20 protein-coding genes are annotated in these 20,088 nt (G+C 44.0%); 13 read left to right on the top strand and 7 right to left on the bottom strand.

All coding sequences use genetic code 11. The features are described from left to right. Positions 1–44: 44 nt before the first annotated feature. A complete protein-coding gene (locus B5D54_RS13055) occupies positions 45–1,562 on the bottom strand; it encodes a sensor domain-containing diguanylate cyclase (RefSeq protein ID WP_078926996.1) in 1,518 nt (505 codons plus the stop codon). A 328-nt stretch (positions 1,563–1,890) separates the two neighbouring features. Here B5D54_RS13055 and B5D54_RS13050 point away from each other — a divergent pair, with 328 nt between their 5' ends. From B5D54_RS13050 to B5D54_RS13035, 4 genes are all read left to right on the top strand, one after another. Next, positions 1,891–2,523: a DUF2760 domain-containing protein gene (locus B5D54_RS13050; protein WP_078926995.1), complete on the top strand. Its 633-nt coding sequence runs from the start codon at positions 1,891–1,893 to the stop codon at positions 2,521–2,523. Then, complete coding sequence (locus B5D54_RS13045; RefSeq protein WP_078926994.1) at positions 2,523–4,445, top strand: Hsp70 family protein; 1,923 nt, start codon at positions 2,523–2,525, stop codon at positions 4,443–4,445. The genes B5D54_RS13050 and B5D54_RS13045 overlap by 1 nt, the downstream gene beginning before the upstream one ends. 176 nt (positions 4,446–4,621) lie before the next feature. Then, positions 4,622–7,429, top strand: a complete 2,808-nt coding sequence (locus tag B5D54_RS13040; RefSeq protein WP_078926993.1) for an Hsp70 family protein — start codon at positions 4,622–4,624, stop codon at positions 7,427–7,429. Positions 7,430–7,616: 187 nt separating this feature from the next. Next, entirely contained in the window at positions 7,617–8,165 is a 549-nt protein-coding gene (locus B5D54_RS13035) for an MSHA operon transcriptional regulator (RefSeq protein ID WP_078926992.1), read from the top strand. On the opposite strand, the gene B5D54_RS17235 is transcribed toward B5D54_RS13035, so the two are convergent. From B5D54_RS17235 to queE, 4 genes are all read right to left on the bottom strand, one after another. Then, complete coding sequence (locus B5D54_RS17235) at positions 8,162–8,311, bottom strand: hypothetical protein (RefSeq protein WP_176129402.1); 150 nt, start codon at positions 8,309–8,311, stop codon at positions 8,162–8,164. The genes B5D54_RS13035 and B5D54_RS17235 overlap by 4 nt on opposite strands. Before the next feature lie 270 nt (positions 8,312–8,581). Then, complete coding sequence (locus tag B5D54_RS13030) at positions 8,582–8,806, bottom strand: hypothetical protein (RefSeq protein WP_078926991.1); 225 nt, start codon at positions 8,804–8,806, stop codon at positions 8,582–8,584. A gap of 120 nt (positions 8,807–8,926) precedes the next feature. Beyond that, a complete protein-coding gene (queC, locus tag B5D54_RS13025) occupies positions 8,927–9,625 on the bottom strand; it encodes a 7-cyano-7-deazaguanine synthase QueC (protein ID WP_078926990.1) in 699 nt (232 codons plus the stop codon). An 11-nt stretch (positions 9,626–9,636) separates the two neighbouring features. Beyond that, a complete protein-coding gene (gene queE / locus B5D54_RS13020) occupies positions 9,637–10,305 on the bottom strand; it encodes a 7-carboxy-7-deazaguanine synthase QueE (RefSeq protein ID WP_078927076.1) in 669 nt (222 codons plus the stop codon). 215 nt (positions 10,306–10,520) lie between these two features. Here queE and yidA point away from each other — a divergent pair, with 215 nt between their 5' ends. Next, positions 10,521–11,327 carry a sugar-phosphatase gene (yidA, locus tag B5D54_RS13015; protein WP_078926989.1) on the top strand — a complete coding sequence of 269 codons (807 nt, stop codon included), beginning with the start codon at positions 10,521–10,523 and terminating at the stop codon, positions 11,325–11,327. Positions 11,328–11,358: 31 nt separating this feature from the next. Here the strand turns inward: yidA and B5D54_RS13010 are convergent, their stop codons facing one another. Then, positions 11,359–12,297, bottom strand: a complete 939-nt coding sequence (locus B5D54_RS13010) for a precorrin-2 dehydrogenase/sirohydrochlorin ferrochelatase family protein (RefSeq protein WP_078926988.1) — start codon at positions 12,295–12,297, stop codon at positions 11,359–11,361. Positions 12,298–12,660: 363 nt separating this feature from the next. On the opposite strand from B5D54_RS13010, the gene B5D54_RS13005 reads away from it, so the two are divergent. The 6 genes from B5D54_RS13005 to B5D54_RS12980 all read left to right on the top strand — a co-directional run bounded on the left by B5D54_RS13005 (position 12,661) and on the right by B5D54_RS12980 (position 18,165). Next, on the top strand, positions 12,661–13,686 hold the full coding sequence (locus tag B5D54_RS13005; RefSeq protein WP_078926987.1) for an amino acid ABC transporter substrate-binding protein: 1,026 nt from the start codon (positions 12,661–12,663) through the stop codon (positions 13,684–13,686). Positions 13,687–13,816: 130 nt separating this feature from the next. Beyond that, positions 13,817–15,010 carry an amino acid ABC transporter permease gene (locus B5D54_RS13000; RefSeq protein ID WP_411292381.1) on the top strand — a complete coding sequence of 398 codons (1,194 nt, stop codon included), beginning with the start codon at positions 13,817–13,819 and terminating at the stop codon, positions 15,008–15,010. A gap of 2 nt (positions 15,011–15,012) precedes the next feature. After that, positions 15,013–16,110 (top strand): amino acid ABC transporter permease, encoded by a 1,098-nt coding sequence (locus B5D54_RS12995; RefSeq protein WP_078927075.1) that lies wholly within the window; start codon positions 15,013–15,015, stop codon positions 16,108–16,110. A gap of 23 nt (positions 16,111–16,133) precedes the next feature. Further along, positions 16,134–16,883, top strand: a complete 750-nt coding sequence (locus tag B5D54_RS12990) for an amino acid ABC transporter ATP-binding protein (protein ID WP_078926985.1) — start codon at positions 16,134–16,136, stop codon at positions 16,881–16,883. Positions 16,884–17,051: 168 nt separating this feature from the next. Further along, on the top strand, positions 17,052–17,711 hold the full coding sequence (locus B5D54_RS12985) for a Bax inhibitor-1/YccA family protein (protein ID WP_078926984.1): 660 nt from the start codon (positions 17,052–17,054) through the stop codon (positions 17,709–17,711). A 124-nt stretch (positions 17,712–17,835) separates the two neighbouring features. After that, complete coding sequence (locus tag B5D54_RS12980; RefSeq protein ID WP_078926983.1) at positions 17,836–18,165, top strand: TusE/DsrC/DsvC family sulfur relay protein; 330 nt, start codon at positions 17,836–17,838, stop codon at positions 18,163–18,165. An 18-nt stretch (positions 18,166–18,183) separates the two neighbouring features. Here the strand turns inward: B5D54_RS12980 and yccX are convergent, their stop codons facing one another. Then, a complete protein-coding gene (yccX, locus tag B5D54_RS12975) occupies positions 18,184–18,459 on the bottom strand; it encodes an acylphosphatase (protein WP_078926982.1) in 276 nt (91 codons plus the stop codon). Positions 18,460–18,597: 138 nt separating this feature from the next. On the opposite strand from yccX, the gene B5D54_RS12970 reads away from it, so the two are divergent. Together B5D54_RS12970 and B5D54_RS12965 are read left to right on the top strand one after the other, a co-directional pair. Continuing rightward, complete coding sequence (locus B5D54_RS12970) at positions 18,598–19,800, top strand: class I SAM-dependent methyltransferase (protein ID WP_078926981.1); 1,203 nt, start codon at positions 18,598–18,600, stop codon at positions 19,798–19,800. Positions 19,801–19,851: 51 nt separating this feature from the next. Next, positions 19,852–20,088 (top strand): IS110 family transposase (locus B5D54_RS12965; protein ID WP_139364785.1); only part of this gene is annotated, 237 nt, incomplete at its 3' end.

The following is a 20,088-nucleotide window of genomic DNA, read 5'->3' as shown; positions in this document are numbered from 1 at the left end:
ATCTTACCGAACTTTTAGTGAAAATTCGACGATCAAGCGGTGAATTACTCTTCAATCGAAACACTATTCCGCCCTCTTGCTTTACTTTTGTACACTTGTGCATCAACTTTTTGCAATAGTTCTTGCTCGGTGTAGGCGTTATTCACCACCGCCCCAATACTGAGCGATAAGGTTATCTCATGGCCGTTATATTCAAACTGGCTTTTTTCGATTAATTGCCGTAACTGCTCAAGGTATTCATACAAAGAAACGTTATCTGTGATGGAACACAAAATGACAAATTCATCCCCACCCGTACGAACAAATACGTCTTTAATATTTAAGTGCGTCTTCACTACCTGAACGACATCGAGCAGAATTTTGTCTCCTGCTAAATGGCTGTAGTTATCATTGATTTGCTTAAAATAATCGATATCAAAGCTCACCAGAGAAAACGCTTTTTTATCCCGAATATAAAGAGGAAAAAGTCGGTTAAATGCTCGACGATTATATATCCCCGTTAAGCTGTCATGCTCTACCAAAAACTTTAACTCGGCCGTTCGTTTTTCGAGCATCTCATTAAGAACAGCTTTTTCACGAGTTAATAAAAGAGTCACCACACCAAGTAGTAAACTAATAATGACGCCACCACTGCCTAAACCAAACAGTACCCAACGATCATTGGAAGTTAACGCTTCTGGTAAATGAAATTCAACCACCCATTGTCGATTGGGTAAATTAATGACCCTGCTAACCTTCATTCTCCCCTCGTCTCGCCAATTAGGGCTTGAGTAAAGCAAGCTGTCTGTATCGTTATCCAACCCCTTATCAATCACACGCATCATGAAGAGCTCACTCGATACCGTTGCCTTAATCAAGCGTTTAACATAGGTAGACAATCGAATAACACCGACCACCATGCCTGAGAGGGTTTCATTTTGAAGATCAAACACCGGGTAATAAATAAGTAATCCATCATGGGTAGAGAACTCCCGCTGATCATCTTTCAGCAGGCGAATCTTATCGGATACCCCCGGTTGCTTTGAGATCAAGATCATCGACAGTATCTTTTGGAAACGAGGATGTGAGGAATAAAACCCCAGCAGTGATCGATTGGTGGCAGTATGCGGATAAATATTATCGACAACATACATAGGCCGATCGTTGAGATGATACCCCGGTAGAATGACGTTGTTATCCATCTGTGTATAAAGATAAAAATTGGGATAACGGATACGCATCATGTCAACATAAGCCGGATAGTCCTTTTTATCTACTCTTCTTAACCACTGTAAACCAATCAAACTTTCGGAATCTTGCAAAATTTTCTCAGCAAAGAAGTGGAAGTTTTCCTGCCCTTGTAGAGAGGTAGACCGCATGAAATTCGCGCTCGAACCAATCAAATGAATATCATTGTCAATATACTGCTGTATTAGAAGAGTCTGACGAGTGGCTAAATTATTAAACAAAACCGAGCTGTAACTTTGCTGGACAAAATACGCAATAGAAACAATAAACCCAGTCACCACCAAGTTCGCCAGCATAACCAATAAAGGAAGACGTTTTTTTATCGTATCGGGCATCTTTCCGCCTTAACTAAATTTTGCAGTGTTTTTACCGACTCTCTTCGGCTGCGTCAATACAACTCACTCGATTTCCCTTGATGTAGCGCAAAACAAACGGGGTTCATAACCAAATATTGACAATAAAAACGAATTTTTCACGAAACCCATGATCCATTTGATTAAAAGTTCAACTAACAAATAAACGAGTGGAGATAAGCGTGTATTTATCCATGTGATCACCCTTGAATATGGTAGTATCAGCCCCAAGTTTTTACCTAATTCTGACTATTGAAGATAAAAGAACCTCTCTTTTATCGTTGATTATGGACACGACAGAGAATTCATCATGAACTTCGATTTAGCTATGATTCCCACCACCTTCGATATGCTTCATGCCGGCCTTGCCGCATCCACACTACTTCTACTGATTGTCTCTATCAGCAGAAAGTCCAAGATCGTAGAAAAAGTCATTGAAAAACCCGTTGAAAAAATCATTGAGGTTGAGAAACCGGTAGAGAAAATTGTTGAGGTTGAAAAGATCGTTGAAGTAGAGAAAGTGATTGAAAAAGTGGTTGAAGTCCAATCTCAATTGGCAACCGCGGCAACCGATTCTGCCATGCAATTGCTGTCCATTATGCAGCAAGAAGCTCGGCTCATTGATTTTTTACAAGAAGACCTTACCACCTTTTCTGATGAAGAGGTTGGCGCAGCCGCACGCGTGATTCATTCCGGCGGTCAAAAAGTCCTCAAAGAGTATCTCACTCTTACACCAATCCGAATGGAAGAAGAAGAGAGCCGGATTACTATTGAAGAAGGCTTTAACCCTCAAACCATCCGCTTAGTAGGAAATGTTACCGGACACGCCCCTTTTACTGGAACCTTAATTCATAAAGGCTGGAAAGCAACGGCAATGAATCTACCTCAATTAGCCGAACATCATGATGTCTCTGTTATTGCTCCTGCCGAGGTAGAGTTGTAATGAACAATCTAACCCCAGAAGTCACTCAAACCAGTGCAAAATTTAGTGTCGGTATTGACTTAGGAACAACTCACTGCGTGATGTCATATATTGATACTCAAGATGAACAAGCTCGAGTGCAAGTGCTGCCCATTCCACAATTAACCGCACCAGGAACGGTAGAGTCGCGCTCTCAGTTGGCCTCTTTTCTCTATCAGCCTCATGAACACGAAATGAACACCTCAGCCCGCGTGCTGCCGTGGACGAACGAACCGAAAGCTTTAGTGGGTGCGATTGCGCGTAATCTTGGGGCGAAAACTCCGATTCGCTTAGTCGCTAGTGCCAAATCTTGGTTATGTCATGGCGGTGTCAATCGCCGTGATGCCTTCCTACCAGCAGGAAGCCCAGAAGAAGTTGAGAAAATCTCACCACTTAAAGCAACAGAGTTTTATCTTGAGCATCTGCAAGCTGCGTGGAATCACGCGCATCCTAGCGCACCGTTAGCAGAGCAAGACGTGACCATCACAGTGCCAGCCTCGTTTGATCCTGCGGCTCGTGATTTAACCGCAGAAGCGGCCAGAAATGTGGGTTTTGTACACCTGACTCTGTTAGAAGAACCTCAAGCTGCCCTCTATAACTGGATTGATAACAGTCATGAACAGTGGCGTCATCAAGTGAGTGTGGGTGATATTGTTCTAGTGGTGGATATTGGTGGTGGAACCACCGATCTTTCTTTAGTTGAAGTCACGGAAGAAGAAGGCAACCTGAGCTTAAAGCGTATCGCTGTCGGTGAACATATTCTGCTCGGGGGTGACAATATGGATCTTGCCCTCGCTTACCATTTAAAAATAAAGCTGGCAAAAGAAGGGAAAACGTTACAACCATGGCAAATTCAAGCCATGACCCATGCTTGTCGAGATGCCAAAGAGGCATTACTTAATGACCCCGAATTGTCCTCCGTTCCTATCGTAGTACCAAGCCGAGGTTCTAAACTGCTCGGCACAACGTTGAAAACGGAATTGACCCAGCAAGAAGTGCAGCAAATCTTGGTTGACGGTTTCTTTCCTACAGTAACGATTGATCAACATCCACAACAACGCAACCGGGGGGCATTAACACAAATGGGCCTCCCTTATGCACAAGATGCAGGGATCACCCGTCATATTGCCGCCTTTTTATCCAAACAAGCGATGGCTCAAGATGAAGCCATGCCTAGTGATGAATTCAACCCATTTGTGGGGGGGATTCCGGGTATGGAACATGAGTCAACGAGTTCAATGAATAATTTCATCAAGCCCAGCGTGCTGTTATTTAATGGCGGGGTACTGAAATCCTCCCTATTAGCAAACCGCCTTGAACAAACCATTAATGGCTGGTTAACACATGCCAATGTTCAAGTGGCAAAACGCTTAACGGGCGTTGATCTTGATCTTGCGGTTGCCTGCGGGGCCGCTTACTACGGTCAGGTTCGTCAAGGCCAAGGTGTTCGTATCCGTGGTGGAATTGCTTCCAGTTACTATGTCGGTATTGAAAGTGCGATGCCAGCGATTCCAGGTATGGCTCCTCCTATGGAAGCGCTGTGTGTGGCTCCTTTTGGTATGGAAGAAGGTTCCAGTGTTGATGTGCCGAGCCAAGCATTTGGTCTGGTGATTGGCCAACCCGTGAATTTCCAATTTTTTGGTTCAACAGTACGCCGAGAAGATAAAGCAGGCGTGCATCTTGACTACTGGAATGACGGAGAGCTAGAAGAATTACCAGAAATTCAAGTCACACTTCCTGTCTCAGAAGGGCGTCGTGAAGGTGACGTCGTGCCCGTCACTCTCGCGGCTCGAGTAACGGAATTAGGCACGCTCTACTTAGAAGCCATTGCTGCTGATAATGGTCAAAAATGGCATGTTGAGTTTGATGTTCGTGAAGAGAGCTCATCTCCGATTCAACACTAAAATAACCGTTTCCCACACGACTTGATGCTTAACGGTTGGTATTGTTGATAAGCCGCCCCTCATCACAGATAGCGTGATTGGGGCGAACCAACTTTACCCATATTCCTTCATAAGTCGAACAGGGAAATACCGCTTCTTCACCCATGTCGCTCTTTAACTGATGAAAGGTATGTCTTATGGGCTCTCCTCGTTTTCTGGTTGGTATTGACTTAGGCACAACGAATACCGTCGTCGCCTTCTGTGAAATCACTGACAATTTGTCACAATCTGAAATCACCTTGTTTCCTATTGATCAATTAGTGGGTCCCGGTGAAGTCGTCAGAAAGCCATTACTGCCTTCTTTTCGTTACCACCCAGCACACGGGCAAGTTTCTAGTGCTGATCTCACTTTACCTTGGAAACATCAGGCGGTTGATGGGGATATTGACCCCGTCATTATCGGTGAGTGGGCACGAGAGTTAGGCTCGAAAGTCGCAGGACGTCAAGTATCGAGTGCCAAAAGTTGGCTATCGCACCAATCGGTGGATCGCACTGCAAATGTATTACCGTGGGCAGGCGCTAATGATGTTGAAAAAGTCTCCCCCGTCATTGCCAGTGCCAGTTATCTTAATCACATTCGCCAAGCATGGAACTATCGCCATCCCAGTGATCCATTAGAAAATCAAGAAGTCGTCGTGACAGTGCCAGCCTCTTTCGATGAAACCGCTCGCAAACTGACCATTGAAGCCGCGGCATTGGCTGGGCTAAAAAAAATACGGCTGTTAGAAGAACCACAAGCCGTTTGCTACGATTGGTACGCCCGACATCAGAAAACAGCACACCAAGAGCTACAAACCCTACCTCTCATCTTGGTCTGCGATATAGGGGGAGGAACAACAGACCTAAGTTTGATCGAAGCACAGTTTCAACAAGGTGAATTAGCACTCAATCGTATTGGTGTCGGTGAACATTTAATGCTCGGGGGAGATAACCTTGACCTCGCATTAGCTCATCTCGCAGAGCAGCGACTAAACCAAACCCAAAAATTGAATGCGGCCAACTTAACCAAACTCATCCAACAAACTCGTAAGGCGAAAGAGAATCTGCTGACGGCGAATGCACCACAAGAGGTAAAAATTACGATGCTGGGTAGCGGCTCGAAACTCTTGGGCGGCACAAAAAGCATTCCACTGAGTCAGCAAGACGTTCATCGCATAGCGCTGGATGGATTCTTTCCTTTAACGGATTTTTCACAACGCCCTGATAAAAGGCGAAGTGCGGTGGTCGAATTTGGCCTACCTTATGCGGCCGATCCCGCGATAAGCAAACATATTGCTGAATTTCTCCATCAACATCAGCCTGTGTCTATAGCAGCGCTTGGCCATAAAGAGCCTAATCAACCTGCGATACCGGTTGGCCTATTACTCAATGGCGGAGTTTTCAATAGTGAACGGATCACAAAACGCCTGTTACAACTGCTAGAAAACTGGCGACAATCACCCATTACCTTACTCGATAACCCACATCCTGACTGGTCAGTAGCCCTTGGTGCTGTCGCCTTTGCTAAAGCTCGCCGAGGTGCGCAACTGAAAATTGGCGGAGGCGCTGCCCGCTCTTATTTTCTGCATCTACAAGAAAAAAATAAAATGGGTAATGCGCTTTGCCTTCTTGCCAAAGGGACGGAGGAAGGACAAGAAATCCGCTTAACCGGACGACGATTCTCATTAACGCTAGGAGAGCCAGTTCGTTTTAACTTACTCACCTCAACACATGACACAATAGCGCAAGATACCGCAATTCAAAATGGCGTCGTGGTCAAGGTGGATCCGGATATATTTACACCGCTTCCTCCCTATATTGTGGCCTTAGATAGTGAAGGGGCAACGCTTGAGGCAAACCAAAAAGAACGGGTTACCGTTCAGCTTGCCTGCCAATTAACCGAAGTCGGGACCTTAAAACTTGAATGTGTCAGCATCGACGATGATCAAAAGCGCTGGGCTTTAGAGTTTGAGGTACGTCACCAAAAGGCACTGGAAACGGAGCCTGCCGCACTCTCCCCTCACCTAGTGGAGTGTCAATCACTGATCTCACGCCTCTACAGTGGTAATAAAAAAAGCAGTGAAGGCCATGAGATTAAAACACTCACCAAAGATCTTGAAAAAAGGTTAGGAAAACGCGATGAGTGGGACTTCATTACCCTACGTCAACTTTTTGATACCTTAGCACAAGGACGTAAACGTCGCCGCCGCTCAAAACAACATGAAAAAAATTGGCTACGCTTAGCCGGTTTTACCCTCCGCCCCGGTTTTGGTGATGCCACGGACTCATGGCGAATCGAACAAATGTGGGGGCTTTATCAGCAAGGCATTCAATTTCAAAATCATCAAGGCTGGAGTGACTGGTGGGTTTTCTGGCGTCGTATTGCCGGTGGACTCAATCAAGAGCAGCAAGAAACGATTCTAGCGGATATCGCTAAATACCTTCATCCGGGAGCAACAAAAAACCCACAGACAGCAAAAGCGGCTCAAGAGATGGGATATGAAGCTATGGTTCGCCTTGCGGCCTCTCTTGAGCATTTAGAGGTAGAAGATAAGATTCTGTTAACGCAGTGGTTTTTAAATAAAGCTTACCATCAGCACCAATTTGAACAAGCCCACTGGTGGGCAGTCGGACGGCTAGCCTCTCGTACTCCGCTTTACGCTAGCCAACACACGGTGATTCCACGAGACATCGTCGAACAATGGTTACCGAAACTGCTTGAACAAGATTGGCAACGTGAACCAATGATCGCTTTTGCATGTGTGATGATTTGCCGTAAGACTGGAGATAGAACGCTGGATATTCGAGACGATATTCGCCAACAAGTCACAGAGAAGTTAAAACAGTGTAAAGCACCGACATCATGGATCCATCTGATGGACAGCCGTGGTGAACTATCAGCCGGTGAATCAAAACGAATGTTTGGCGATACTTTGCCAAGTGGGCTCATCTTATTAAGCCATTAAAAGTTATTTGGGCATGGGGGCCGATTCAGTGTAGAATAGCTCCCCCGCGCTCGATATATTATAAAAATCGTCCACGAGTGTGCGCTGTTTGGCTAGGTCAGTATTAACGTATTTCAAAACCCGATTATAACCATACTGGGTAAGATGTATTTGTCGTTAAATAGACTTACTGGATCATCGTATTACTATGACTCAAGATAAATTTATACATGTATTCCGTCTACCGGGGTCGATCCAAGTGCGTATTGCAAAATGGCAAGCGACTTTTCGAGGGACATCGGATATTGTTTTACATGAAGCTCTAACCGTACGTAATAAGCAATATAAGAAAAATGCGTTCTTACCAAAAGGCTGGTGCCTAACACCCTTTTCGGAGCAAGATATTTCTATCACACATCACGGCCGCTATATTCAAACGACGATGCTGACGATGATAGATAGAAAAGTAGCCTACAAACGAGTGTATCTCTCTCGGCTTCCGCTTGAACAAGCAGAACCAGCTTTACGAGCCTTTAAACAAGAATGGATGAAACAGTACAATTTGGTGGTCAACGCGTATAATCAAACAAAAAAGAAAGAGTTTATGCGTTATGCTTATGAAGAAGTTGACACGCTTTACCCTTCAATCCCTAAAGGCCATTTTGATAAAACGTTGTGGAACCAGTTAGTTCGCTCTAAACTTGGTCACATCAAAAAGCCAACAAATCCTTACTACGTGGTTAAAGCTGATTTTTAACTCATCATTAAGCTTTCACTCATGAGTAGGTATAAGAATGCGACATCTGTGCTACGCCAATAAAAATAGCCAGAAGCAATCATAGTGGCTAACACTAGGATCCCGACCACAATAAACCTTCTCAGTCCGAACAGTCTATTTTTCATCTCTATCACCCCTACGCCCATGGATGGGAGGGTTTACCCCCTTTCCTTCCATTGATTTATCCCATTCACTTAACACGTTAATTCAGGGAGGATAAATCAATATTACTTATAGTTTAGCCAGTAATACTCAAAGAGAATATGGAAAATAAAGCGGCAAGATGAAAATAACCATTCAAACAACGAAAAATATGGACGAAGCTATACTTCCTCTTTTTCATCGAGGCATTAAAGACTTTTACGCCCCATTATTGATATAGGGGCGTAAAATGCTCAGTGTTTTATACCAGAAGGGTTGTAGCTAAATTCCGTTTGCTTATAAATATCGGCCAGCTTTTTATCTTTTGCAGATTTGGTTTTACGCCGACGTTTAGGCTCAAACTCTTGTTCGACCTGCTTTAGGGTTTCTTCATGATTTTTTGCTGACTCCATAAATTCTGGATCAGACATCGCCTGTTGGCGCAGGCGGTTAACTCGTTCTAATGTCTCCCACAACATAGATGACCTCCTTTACCACTGGTTATATATCCAGCATAGTGCAGTTGGTTTCTTTGTCAAGTAAAAACACTGTTTTTACATACAGGGAAATGAGTTATTTATCGTGACAGACTTCTGCTATTACTTATTTCTACTGGATTGCTTAGTAAGCAACGACTTCGTCCACACGGTTTTGTCTGCCAAATATTGCTCCAACCCCGCTTTTCTCAAATCACAAGAGGGACAAGCCCCACACCCATCGCCCATGATTCCGTTATAACAAGTTAAGGTTTCATGGCGGATCAATTCCAAAGCTTGATACTGATCAGCCAGTGCCCATGTTTCGGCTTTATTGAGCCACATTAAAGGTGTACGAATATCTAATGCTCTCGCCATCCCTTGAATAAGGGCCTGATTCATCGCTTTGACAAATTCATCTCGGCAATCAGGATAGCCAGAAAAATCGGTTTCACAGACGCCGGTAATGATAGTGTCAGCACCGATTTGGTAAGCATAAATACCGGCTAAAGTTAAAAAGAGGATATTTCGCCCAGGCACAAAAGAGTTGGGTAAGCCATTATCTTGCTGTTCATGCGAAACAGGAATTTCATCACGCGTCAAAGAGCTAACTGCCAGCTCATTGAGCAAAGTGACATCCATCACTTTATGCGCTTTGACGCCTAATTTCGCTGATAATTTTTTCGCCACCTCAATTTCTAGACGATGGCGCTGGCCATAATCAAAGGTAATGGCATGAACTTCGTCGTACTCTTTTAGCGCTTGAACGAGACAGGTCGTTGAATCTTGTCCACCACTGAACACCACAACAGCTTTGTTCATATTGACATCCTCTACGCGATATTTAGATATTTATGGGTTTGAATGGATAGCCGCCAGTTGCGGGCAATACAAGCTTCAATGCATAATTGCGTCGCTCGTGGCTTTTGGCTCAGTGGTTGTAAAGCGATGACCGTCGATTCGGGTAGCGGAACTTGGTTTAATAAAGCCTCTAGCTGCTCGATATCTTTTTCTGTTCCCACTGGGTGTTTAATTTCATTAGCTCGCAGTAACGCCGACGTTAACACAGGTAATTTGCCTTTCATGGCAATTTTCGGTGAGACGGTCACCCAAGTATGCTCACTGGCTCGAACCTCAAAAGTACCACTGGTTTCAATTTGACATTGACAGCCGATAGCTTCAAACGCCTGCGTCAAGGGTAAAAGATCATAAAAGCACGGCTCTCCGCCCGTAATAACAATATGTTTGGCTGAATAACCTTGTCGATGATATTGCAAAATAATTTCATCAGCAGACACCGAACACCATGTCGGGCTATCACCTTGCTTTACGATGATTTGCTCCATACTGCGCTGATCTTGCTCGAACGCCTGCCAAGTCTGTTTAGTATCGCACCAAGCACAACCAACCGGGCAATATTGCAAGCGAACAAAGACAGCGGGAACCCCAGTAAAGACGCCTTCGCCTTGAATGGTCTCAAATATTTCGTTTACTTTATACAAGGTCAACGGCCTAATCTATCGTTATCAATTTCAGGTCGCAGACCTTAATAGATGCGCTTCGTTAGGTCAATTTAAAACCGAGCGGATAAAAGAAAAAAACAGCTTCATAATTTGAGCCAGTGCTTGATTGTTGTACAAGGTTACTTTTAGTTTTCATAGAAAACGCGTATCTTGTCATGTTTTAATTGGTCTGATTCCATCACTTTAGGTAACACATGTATAAATTGATCGCTCTTGATATGGATGGCACCCTGCTTAATAGCCAGAAACAGATTTCACCACGTACCAAACAGGCCATTGCAAAAGCTCGGGAACAAGGAATTCACATCGTTCTTGCTTCTGGACGTCCGCTGGCTGGTATGCGCAGTAAACTGGAAGAGTTAAACCTCACTTCACAGGATGACTACGTTCTCCACTACAATGGCTCCGTAGTACAGAACGTGGGGACCGGTGATATCATTTATCAGCAGATCATTGATGGTCGCTCAGCGAAAATGGTCGCTCGCTTAGCCAAAGAGCTCGGGGTGAATGCTCATGCTTTCAGCCAAACTCATGGGCTAATCACCCCTAAAATCAGCCAATACACTGAAGTCGAAGCCACGATTAATGATTTGGCCATTACCGAGATGGATTTTGAACAATTAGAAGATGATCATCCGATTATCAAAGCGATGATGGTTGCCGAACCTGAAGCATTAACCGCCGCCATCCGTCAGTTACCGTCTTCATTACATCAAGACTATACCATTGTACAAAGTGCAGCCTTTTTCCTCGAATTTCTAAATCCAAACAGCAATAAGGGCATCGGGGTCAAAGCGATAGCCGACCATTTGGGGATTCATGCCAAAGAGGTGATTTGTATGGGGGATGCAGAAAATGATCACCATATGTTGCAGTATGCTGGGCTTGGTATTGCAATGGCCAATGCCATGGAAGCAACGAAAAAAATTGCCGACCATATTACCTTGAGCAATGATGAAGATGGCGTTGCGGTCGCTATTGAACAATTTGCTCTACGCTAACCGTATTCACAGATAGGGTAACGCCGTTTCGTTACCCTTCTCTCCCTTGTTTTAATACCCGTTCTTGCCCTTGTAGTAATAGATAGTCATGCTTGCCAGAAGGAACCATCACCACGACGCTTTGTTGCGCTTGTTTAGCCACCCCTAAACGTTCATTCAGTTGCCCGGGGTGAGTAAAACTTTCTCGCTCAGCATCACGGCGGCAGAGATCAATATACTCATAGGGACAGGCTTGCTCGAACAACACCAATTCCGCTTGCTGCATATAACGCAATGCTTTCAAGGGTAAGAGCTCGACATCTGTGTCATATTCTATCCAAACGACTTCGCCACGTTCGTTGATTTCTTCCGTGAGAGCCGCTCGATAACACGTTTCCAAGGCTTCACGACTCGTCGCATTTTTCACGGTGTTTTGCGCAAAAAAATGTTCCCAAAATTTACGTCTGAGATTGACGGTAGGTAAATATTCTTTAATCGAATTACGTTTAGAGGCACCAAAATCGGCCAATAGTGCGAGGTTGTGTGGTAGAACCGTTTCTAATGTTTCTCGAACATTACGAATTAATACCGGAGAAGCGCCGCCGCTGGAAATCGCTATCTGAATTCGCCCCCTCTCCAAGATGGAAGGGGTAATAAAATCACAATAAGGTTGGTCATCCACCACATTCACTAAAATACCAGCCGCAGTCGCATCACGATAAACTTGATGATTAAGTTCAGGGTTATCGGTGGTCGCCCACACCTGACGATACTCTTTCGTGACAAACTGTGAAGAATAAAAATTTTTCACCCACTGGCAACGCCCTTGTTCCACCCACACCTGAATCGGTGAGGCGATTTGCGGAGAAACCACCGTAACATGAGCGCCAGCACGCAGCAGGGTTTCAATTTTTCGACATGCCACCTCACCACCACCGACGACTAATACCGCTTTATTCAATAAATCAAGAAACAAGGGGAAATAACGCATTATATCTCTACCTTTTACACCATTTAGAAGATGCTACCAAAAAAGGTGCATCAAAAGAGAATATCACCAGATGGTAAATAATTTTTCACCAAATTTACCTAGGTTTATAGTTTTTTATTTCAAATAATAACCACAAATTAAATAATGAAAACAAGAGTAAGGCATTTCCATTTCCTCTGCTCTGTTGCACCAAGATCGTTCTCCGTTGCACTATTTACAAGTAAATAACATTTAGCCATGCTTATCTCAGGTCAAGCATTAATGTGATTGTCATATACCCCTTTAAAAGCACATTAATGACTAAGAATAAAAGATTGACCATTAACACTCGCTTATCACCATGGAACAGACAGGAAAATAATCATGGCATATAAATTGACACTTATCGCGGCAACCATTGTTGCCTCCACCTTTACCATAAATAGTGCACAAGCCGCTAGTGGTACTTTAAATAAAGTATTAACTCAAGGAACTTTAAGTTGTGGGGTAAGTACAGGGTTACCCGGTTTTTCTAACCCCAATGCAAGGGGTGAATGGGAAGGTATTGATGTGGAATATTGCCAAGCCGTTGCCGCAGCAGTATTGGGAGATAAAACGAAAGTGAAGTATGTTCCCCTTACCGCCAAAGAACGATTTACAGCTTTACAATCTGGTGAAGTGGATATTCTGTCACGCAATACCACATGGACGTTACATCGTGATACCGCGCTTGGCCTGACTTTTGTTGGTACCAATTACTATGACGGCCAAGGTTTTATGGTCAAAAAAGAACTGGGAATCCATAGTGCCAAAGAGCTTGATGGGGCTTCGGTATGTGTTCAAGCAGGCACAACGACTGAGCTAAACCTAGCCGATTACTTTAGAACGCAAGGTATGAGCTACAAACCGGTTGTTTTTGATACTACCGCTCAGACGGCCCGTGGTTTTGATTCTGGACGCTGTGATGTTTTAACAGATGATCTTTCCGGCTTATATGCACTTCGACTGAATCTCTCTAAACCAGACTCTGCAACGGTGCTTCCAGAAGTCATCTCTAAAGAGCCACTTGGGCCCGTGGTTCGTCAAGATGATGATCGCTGGTTCAATATCGCCAAGTGGACCCTTTTTGCCATGATCAATGCCGAAGAATATGGCATTACTTCTGCCAATGCCGATCAAATGCTTAAATCTGAAAACCCTGATGTGAAGCGTATTCTTGGTGTTGATGGCCCGAAAGGACAAGCTCTTGGTCTTCGTGATGATTGGGGATATCAAATCATCAAGCAAGTGGGTAACTATGGAGAAAGTTTCGAGCGAACGGTCGGAAAAGGTTCCCCATTACAAATTGCTCGTGGTGCCAACGCGCTCTGGAATGCAGGTGGCTTTATGTACGCACCCCCTATTCGCTAATCTTAAAAGCAAGCAGTAACCCAATAAGGGTTACTGCTCATCTCTTGTGGGGAATTTCCCCCGCCCCGTTATTTATTATCGATTTTGAGGTTATCATTGTATGAAACCTGAGCCCCTTGCTGCGCTTAAAATAAGCGACAATACAGATAAAATCAGGCTTACACATAGAAAAATCCGTTTTATCTATAACCCAACCGTTCGCTCTTTTTTATTTCAGTTGCTTGCGGTCATCGCACTGATTTTTTTGTTCTATACCATAATCAACAACACACTTTCCAATCTCAATGCCCGAGGCATCGCCACGGGATTCAGCTTTTTGGATCAACCTGCTGGATTTGGCATAGGTTTATCTTTAATTGATTATAATGAAAGCCATTCTTATGGACGAACATTCATTGTCGGTTTACTCAATACAGGATTAGTTTCGCTATTAGGCATTTTCTTCGCAACCGTGTTAGGGTTTATGATAGGAATTGCCCGCCTCTCCTCAAATTGGCTGGTGAATCGATTAGCGGCACTTTATGTGGAAACCTTCCGTAATATTCCCCTACTATTACAAATTTTCTTCTGGTATTTCGCGGTATTACAAGCCCTACCCTCCCCAAGGGAGAGCCTGAGTTTGGGCGGAGCCGTATTTCTAAATGTTCGTGGTTTATTCTTACCTTCCATCACCTTTGAACCCCAAAGTCTATGGGTTTTGATTGCGTTCACTCTGGGTCTATTTGGCACAGTAGGCATCATACTTTGGAGAAAAAAACGATCCCAAAAAACCGCTCAATCACGTCTTATCTTTCGCGTCGTGTTAGCAATGAGCCTTGGGTTACCACTGCTGGCTTACGGGTTATCTGGGATGCCTATTTCATTTCAATATCCTGAATTACGGGGCTTTAATTACCGCGGTGGTGTAAGCATCATCCCAGAATTGGTCGCTCTATTAATTGCATTGAGCATCTATACCGCTGCATTTATTGCTGAGACTGTTCGCTCTGGTATTAATGGGATAAGCCAAGGTCAAACAGAAGCCGCAATGGCACTGGGTTTACCTAGAAGTAAAACTCTGAAATTGGTCATCATTCCCCAAGCCATGCGAATCATTGTGCCACCACTCACCAGTCAGTACCTCAATTTGACCAAGAACTCATCATTAGCCATGGCGATCGGTTATCCCGATCTCGTTTCCGTTTTTGCTGGAACCACTCTCAACCAAACTGGGCAAGCCATCGAAATCATCGCTATGACGATGGGGGTTTATCTGGCGCTCAGTTTGTTGACCTCTGCATTAATGAATATTTATAACCGCAAAGTTGCTCTAGTGGAGAAATAATGATGACTACCTATCCATTTCAGCCCAATACTTCCCCACGTCGTCAATTAGAGACAAGCATCCATTGGCTCAAGAAAAACCTGTTTAATGGGCCGCTCAGCACCCTATTTACCCTGCTATTAGGTTACTTTGCTTTCAGTGCCGCTTGGACACTGCTCGATTGGTCTTTTATAAATGCAGATTGGGTCGGTTCAACTCGTGATGACTGTCGCAGTGATGGTGCTTGTTGGGTGTTTATCTCTGTTCGTTGGGAACAATTCATGTATGGATTTTATCCACAAGCAGGGCTGTGGAGGCCCCGTCTCTTTTTTGCCTCACTGGCAATTCTGATCCTGCTATTGGCTTATGAGAAAACGCCAAAGAAAGCAGGAATCTGGACCTTCTTTATTACCGTCTATCCTTGCCTTATCGCTACTCTTCTCTATGGAGGTGTCTTTGGGTTAGAAGTGGTGGAAACTCACCGCTGGGGCGGGCTACTCATTACCTTAGTCATTGCCTTAGTGGGCATCATCGCTTCACTACCAATAGGGATATTACTCGCACTCGGACGGCGCTCTAACATGCCCATCATCCGCAGTTTATCCACCATCTATATTGAAGTCTGGCGAGGTGTACCACTCATCACCATCCTCTTTATGGCTTCTGTTATGTTACCGCTGTTTTTATCTCATGGAACAGAAATAGACAAACTGGTTCGTGCTTTACTGGGCGTGATCATGTTTAGCTCAGCCTATATGGCAGAAGTGATTCGAGGCGGATTACAAGCCATTCCCAAAGGGCAGTATGAAGCCGCTGATGCTTTGGGGTTTAGTTACTGGAAAACAATGGGCCTCGTCATTCTTCCTCAAGCATTGAAAGTGAGCATTCCTTCTATTGTGAATACTTTTATCAGCCTCTTCAAAGATACCAGCCTGGTGTTAATCATCGGCATGTTTGATGTGCTGGGAATTGGACAATCAGCAAACACCGATCCTGAATGGTTAGGCTTCGCCACCGAAAGCTATGTTTTTGTCGCTTTTGTTTTCTGGCTGTTTTGTTTTGGGATGTCTCGCTACTCCATTTGGCTTGAGAAAAAGCTGCATACTGGTCATAAACACTAAATAAAGAATAAAGGATTCAAACCATGATGACACAACACCACCCAGTCATTGATATTCAAAACATGAATAAATGGTACGGTGATTTTCACGTACTGAAGAATATTAACTTGAATGTAAAAAAGGGAGAACGCATTGTAATTTGTGGGCCCTCAGGATCAGGAAAATCTACGATGATCCGCTGCATTAATCGACTCGAAGAACACCAGCAAGGGAAAATTTTCGTGTCAGGTCATGAGCTGACCGAAGATTTAAAAGATATTGAAACCGTAAGGCGAGAAGTGGGAATGTGTTTTCAGCACTTTAATCTTTTTCCTCATTTAACCGTATTAGAAAACTGCACCCTAGCCCCTATTTGGGTCAAAAAGATACCGAAAGAGGAAGCAGAAGCGGAAGCCATGAAATATTTGCAGCGGGTAAAAATTCCAGATCAAGCGGATAAATATCCCGGTCAGCTATCCGGAGGGCAACAACAACGCGTCGCTATCGCTCGTTCATTATGTATGAACCCTCAGATAATGTTGTTTGATGAACCCACCTCCGCCCTTGACCCAGAAATGGTGCGTGAAGTCCTAGATGTAATGACTGAACTAGCCCAAGAAGGTATGACCATGCTTTGTGTTACCCACGAGATGGGCTTTGCTAAAGAAGTGGCGGATCGCGTTATCTTTATGGATGGAGGAGAAATTATTGAAGAAAATACGCCTCATAATTTCTTTCATCATCCTCAGTCAGAGCGAACACAAAACTTTTTAGCACAAATTCTTCATCACTAGGTGTTCTACAGAGAAAGCTGGTAATATTGCGTTACAACTTGTTCACACATAACCCTTTTAATTGGATTATGATTCTGAGAAAGGAAAAGGCAGGTATGGGATTGAAATTGGAAACTTTTTCCCCCATAACTGTCTATATAAATATCACCACCTTCTATGAGGAAGAGTATGAATAGTCCTATGTATTCGCGCACCTCGTCTTATGACAGTGCTCTACAAACCAACAAAGTGCTCAGAAACACCTATGCGCTGCTTTCTATGACTTTACTATGGTCAGCCGTCGTGGCAGGAATTTCTATGGCAATGAACCTGCCAAGACCGGGTTTACTGATCATGTTAGTCGGGTTTTATGGCCTACTGTTTTTGACAGAGAAAAACCGTAACAACGGTTTAGGCCTCGTCTTTACCTTCTTGTTTACTGGATTTTTAGGTTACACCGTAGGCCCCATTCTCAACATGTATATTGGCGCAGGAATGGGCGATATCGTTCTCACCGCGCTAGGAGGAACGGCACTCGCCTTTATGGGCGCTTCTGCTTATGCTCTAACAACAAAACGTGACCTCTCTTTCTTAGGTGGCATGTTGATGGCGGGCTTTGTTGTGTTATTGGTGGGTATGGTTGCCAATATTTTCCTACAAATGCCTATGCTCTATTTGGCGATGAGCGGAATGTTTGTATTGTTTTCAACAGGCGCTATCTTGCTTACAACACAACAAATTGTACGTGGCGGAGAAACAAACTATATTTCTGCCACAGTGACTCTGTATGTCTCAATTTACAACCTGTTTATCAGCTTACTGAGCATTCTTGGTATTATGCGCGACTAATTAATTCCTCGCCATTTACTTCATTCTTACTAAGCCCGAAAGCCCTTTTCGGGCTTTTATTTTTCCTTGAGCTTCTTCTTTCTCTCCATTACTCTATGCCCTCTTTCGGTTTAGGCAACTCACTATGTTTGAATATAACGGTAAAACCGTCGAAACAGATTCACAAGGCTATTTACTCGATCACACCATATGGGAAGAAGGTATGATTGAACCACTTGCTAAAGAAGAAGGCATTGTTCTGAGTGATGCTCACTTAGAAGTTGTACATTTTGTTCGCCAATTTTATTTGGAGTTCAACACCTCACCCGCTATCCGAATGTTAGTCAAAGCGATGGAAAAAGCACACGGCCCTGAAAAAGGAAACAGCAAGTATCTCTTTAAACTCTTCCCCAAAGGCCCAGCGAAACAAGCGACTAAACTCGCAGGGTTACCCAAGCCTGCGAAATGCTTGTAAGTCAGCATAGCTACACCGCTAAAGAATTTGAAACCCCTGATAATACGCTTCAAGCATAATTATACTGCGCTCAACCTGATCCACTTGAGCGCTTTTAGGGCCTTTCTGTAGCCATTCGAAAAATGCCTTGATCTTAGTCTGGTCACCACAAGCCACCACTTCAACATCACCACTATTTAAATTCTTCGCATACCCCGTTAGCCCTAACTTGAGCGCTTGATGTGCCGTGTGGTAACGAAACCCAACCCCTTGAACCATCCCTGAGACGATAAATTTGTCACACTGTACTGTCATGGTGTTCTCCTTAATGGATACGCTTAGTATCGTAACCATGGTTTATAATAATATATAGCAGTGATGATCCTTGTTTGCATTTCATCATCAGTTACATGACAATACGCGCCCTTTTTTCTGAAACATGTATGTAGCCCTATGACTCCTGCAATCTATTTGGTCAAAGACCGTGACAAATCTCTACGCCGCCGTCATCCTTGGATTTTTTCCCGTGGTATCAGCAAAGTAGAAGGCGCTCCACAGTTAGGAGAAACCGTTGATGTTTATAGCCATAGTGGCCAATGGTTAGCAAAAGCGGCCTACTCTCCTCATTCACAGATTCGAGCTCGAGTATGGAGCTTTGACAATCAAACAATCGACACTCATTTCTTCATTAACCGTATTGAGAAAGCCCAGCAGTTACGAGAGGAGTTCATCTTACGTGACGGCGTCACTGGATATCGGTTAATTGCTGCAGAATCAGATGGTTTACCTGGGATCACCATCGACAAATATCAACAGTATCTGGTTTGCCAGTTACTCAGTGCAGGTGCGGAATACCACAAAGATAACCTTATAGCAGCGCTCAAACACTGCTTTCCTGACTGCTCGATTTACGAGCGTTCCGATGTCGCCGTACGAAAGAAAGAGGGATTAGAAGAACGAGTGGGAATACTCCATGGAGAAATGCCGCCTGAGTCTGTGGTTATCGAAGAAAATGGAGTCAAAATCAGTGTGGACATCGTAGGTGGGCACAAAACTGGTTTCTACCTTGATCAACGCGACAGCCGCTATCAATCTATGAAATATGTGAAAGATAAAGAGGTACTTAACTGTTTCTCTTACACAGGTGGCTTTGGGCTATATGCTTTGAAAGGTGGAGCGAAGCGGGTGATCAATGCTGACGTATCACAACCAGCCCTTGATACCGCTAAGCTAAATGCAACAATCAATGAATTTGATATCAGTAAAAAACGGGCCGTTTTTTTAAACGCAGATGTCTTCAAACTGCTACGGGAATATCGAGATCAAGGCACACAATTTGATGTGGTCATTATGGATCCCCCTAAATTTGCTGATTCTAAAGCTCAGCTTTCTGGTGCTTGCCGTGGATATAAAGACATTAATATGCTGGCAATGCAGATACTCAAACCCGGCGGAACGTTACTCACCTACTCTTGTTCGGGTTTGATGGACCAAGTTCTATTTCAGAAAATTATTGCCGATGCAGCGCTGGATGCACAACGGGAGGTCAAATTTATCGAACGTTTTGAACAAGCGGCTGATCACCCTGTTGATTCCGCCTACCCGGAAGGATTTTATTTAAAAGGCTTTGATGTGATGGACGCACCTCCCTTCTAGCGTCGTTGTGCCAAACTAATAGTACAACCATTAAGAGCAGGAGTAACAAGTATGTCTATTAAAGTTGTCGGTATTGATATAGCGAAAAATCTCTTCCAAGTGTGTGTTCTGGGTACAAATGGACAAATTTTATCAAACAGAAAGGTAAAGCGAGATAAGCTTCTCGATACTGTCCGCCAACTACCAGAGCAAACTGCTCTAGCAATGGAGTCATGTGCAACTTCTCATCATTGGGGCAGAATATTTCAAGAGCTAGGATATACAGTGGCTCTTATTCCAGCTCAGCAT

Source organism: Vibrio cincinnatiensis DSM 19608 (genome assembly GCF_900167345.1).
Classification (GTDB): Bacteria; Pseudomonadota; Gammaproteobacteria; order Enterobacterales; family Vibrionaceae; genus Vibrio; species Vibrio cincinnatiensis.
The sequence above is the reverse complement of the archived record's forward strand: the minus strand, read 5'-3'. Positions and strand labels throughout refer to the sequence as shown.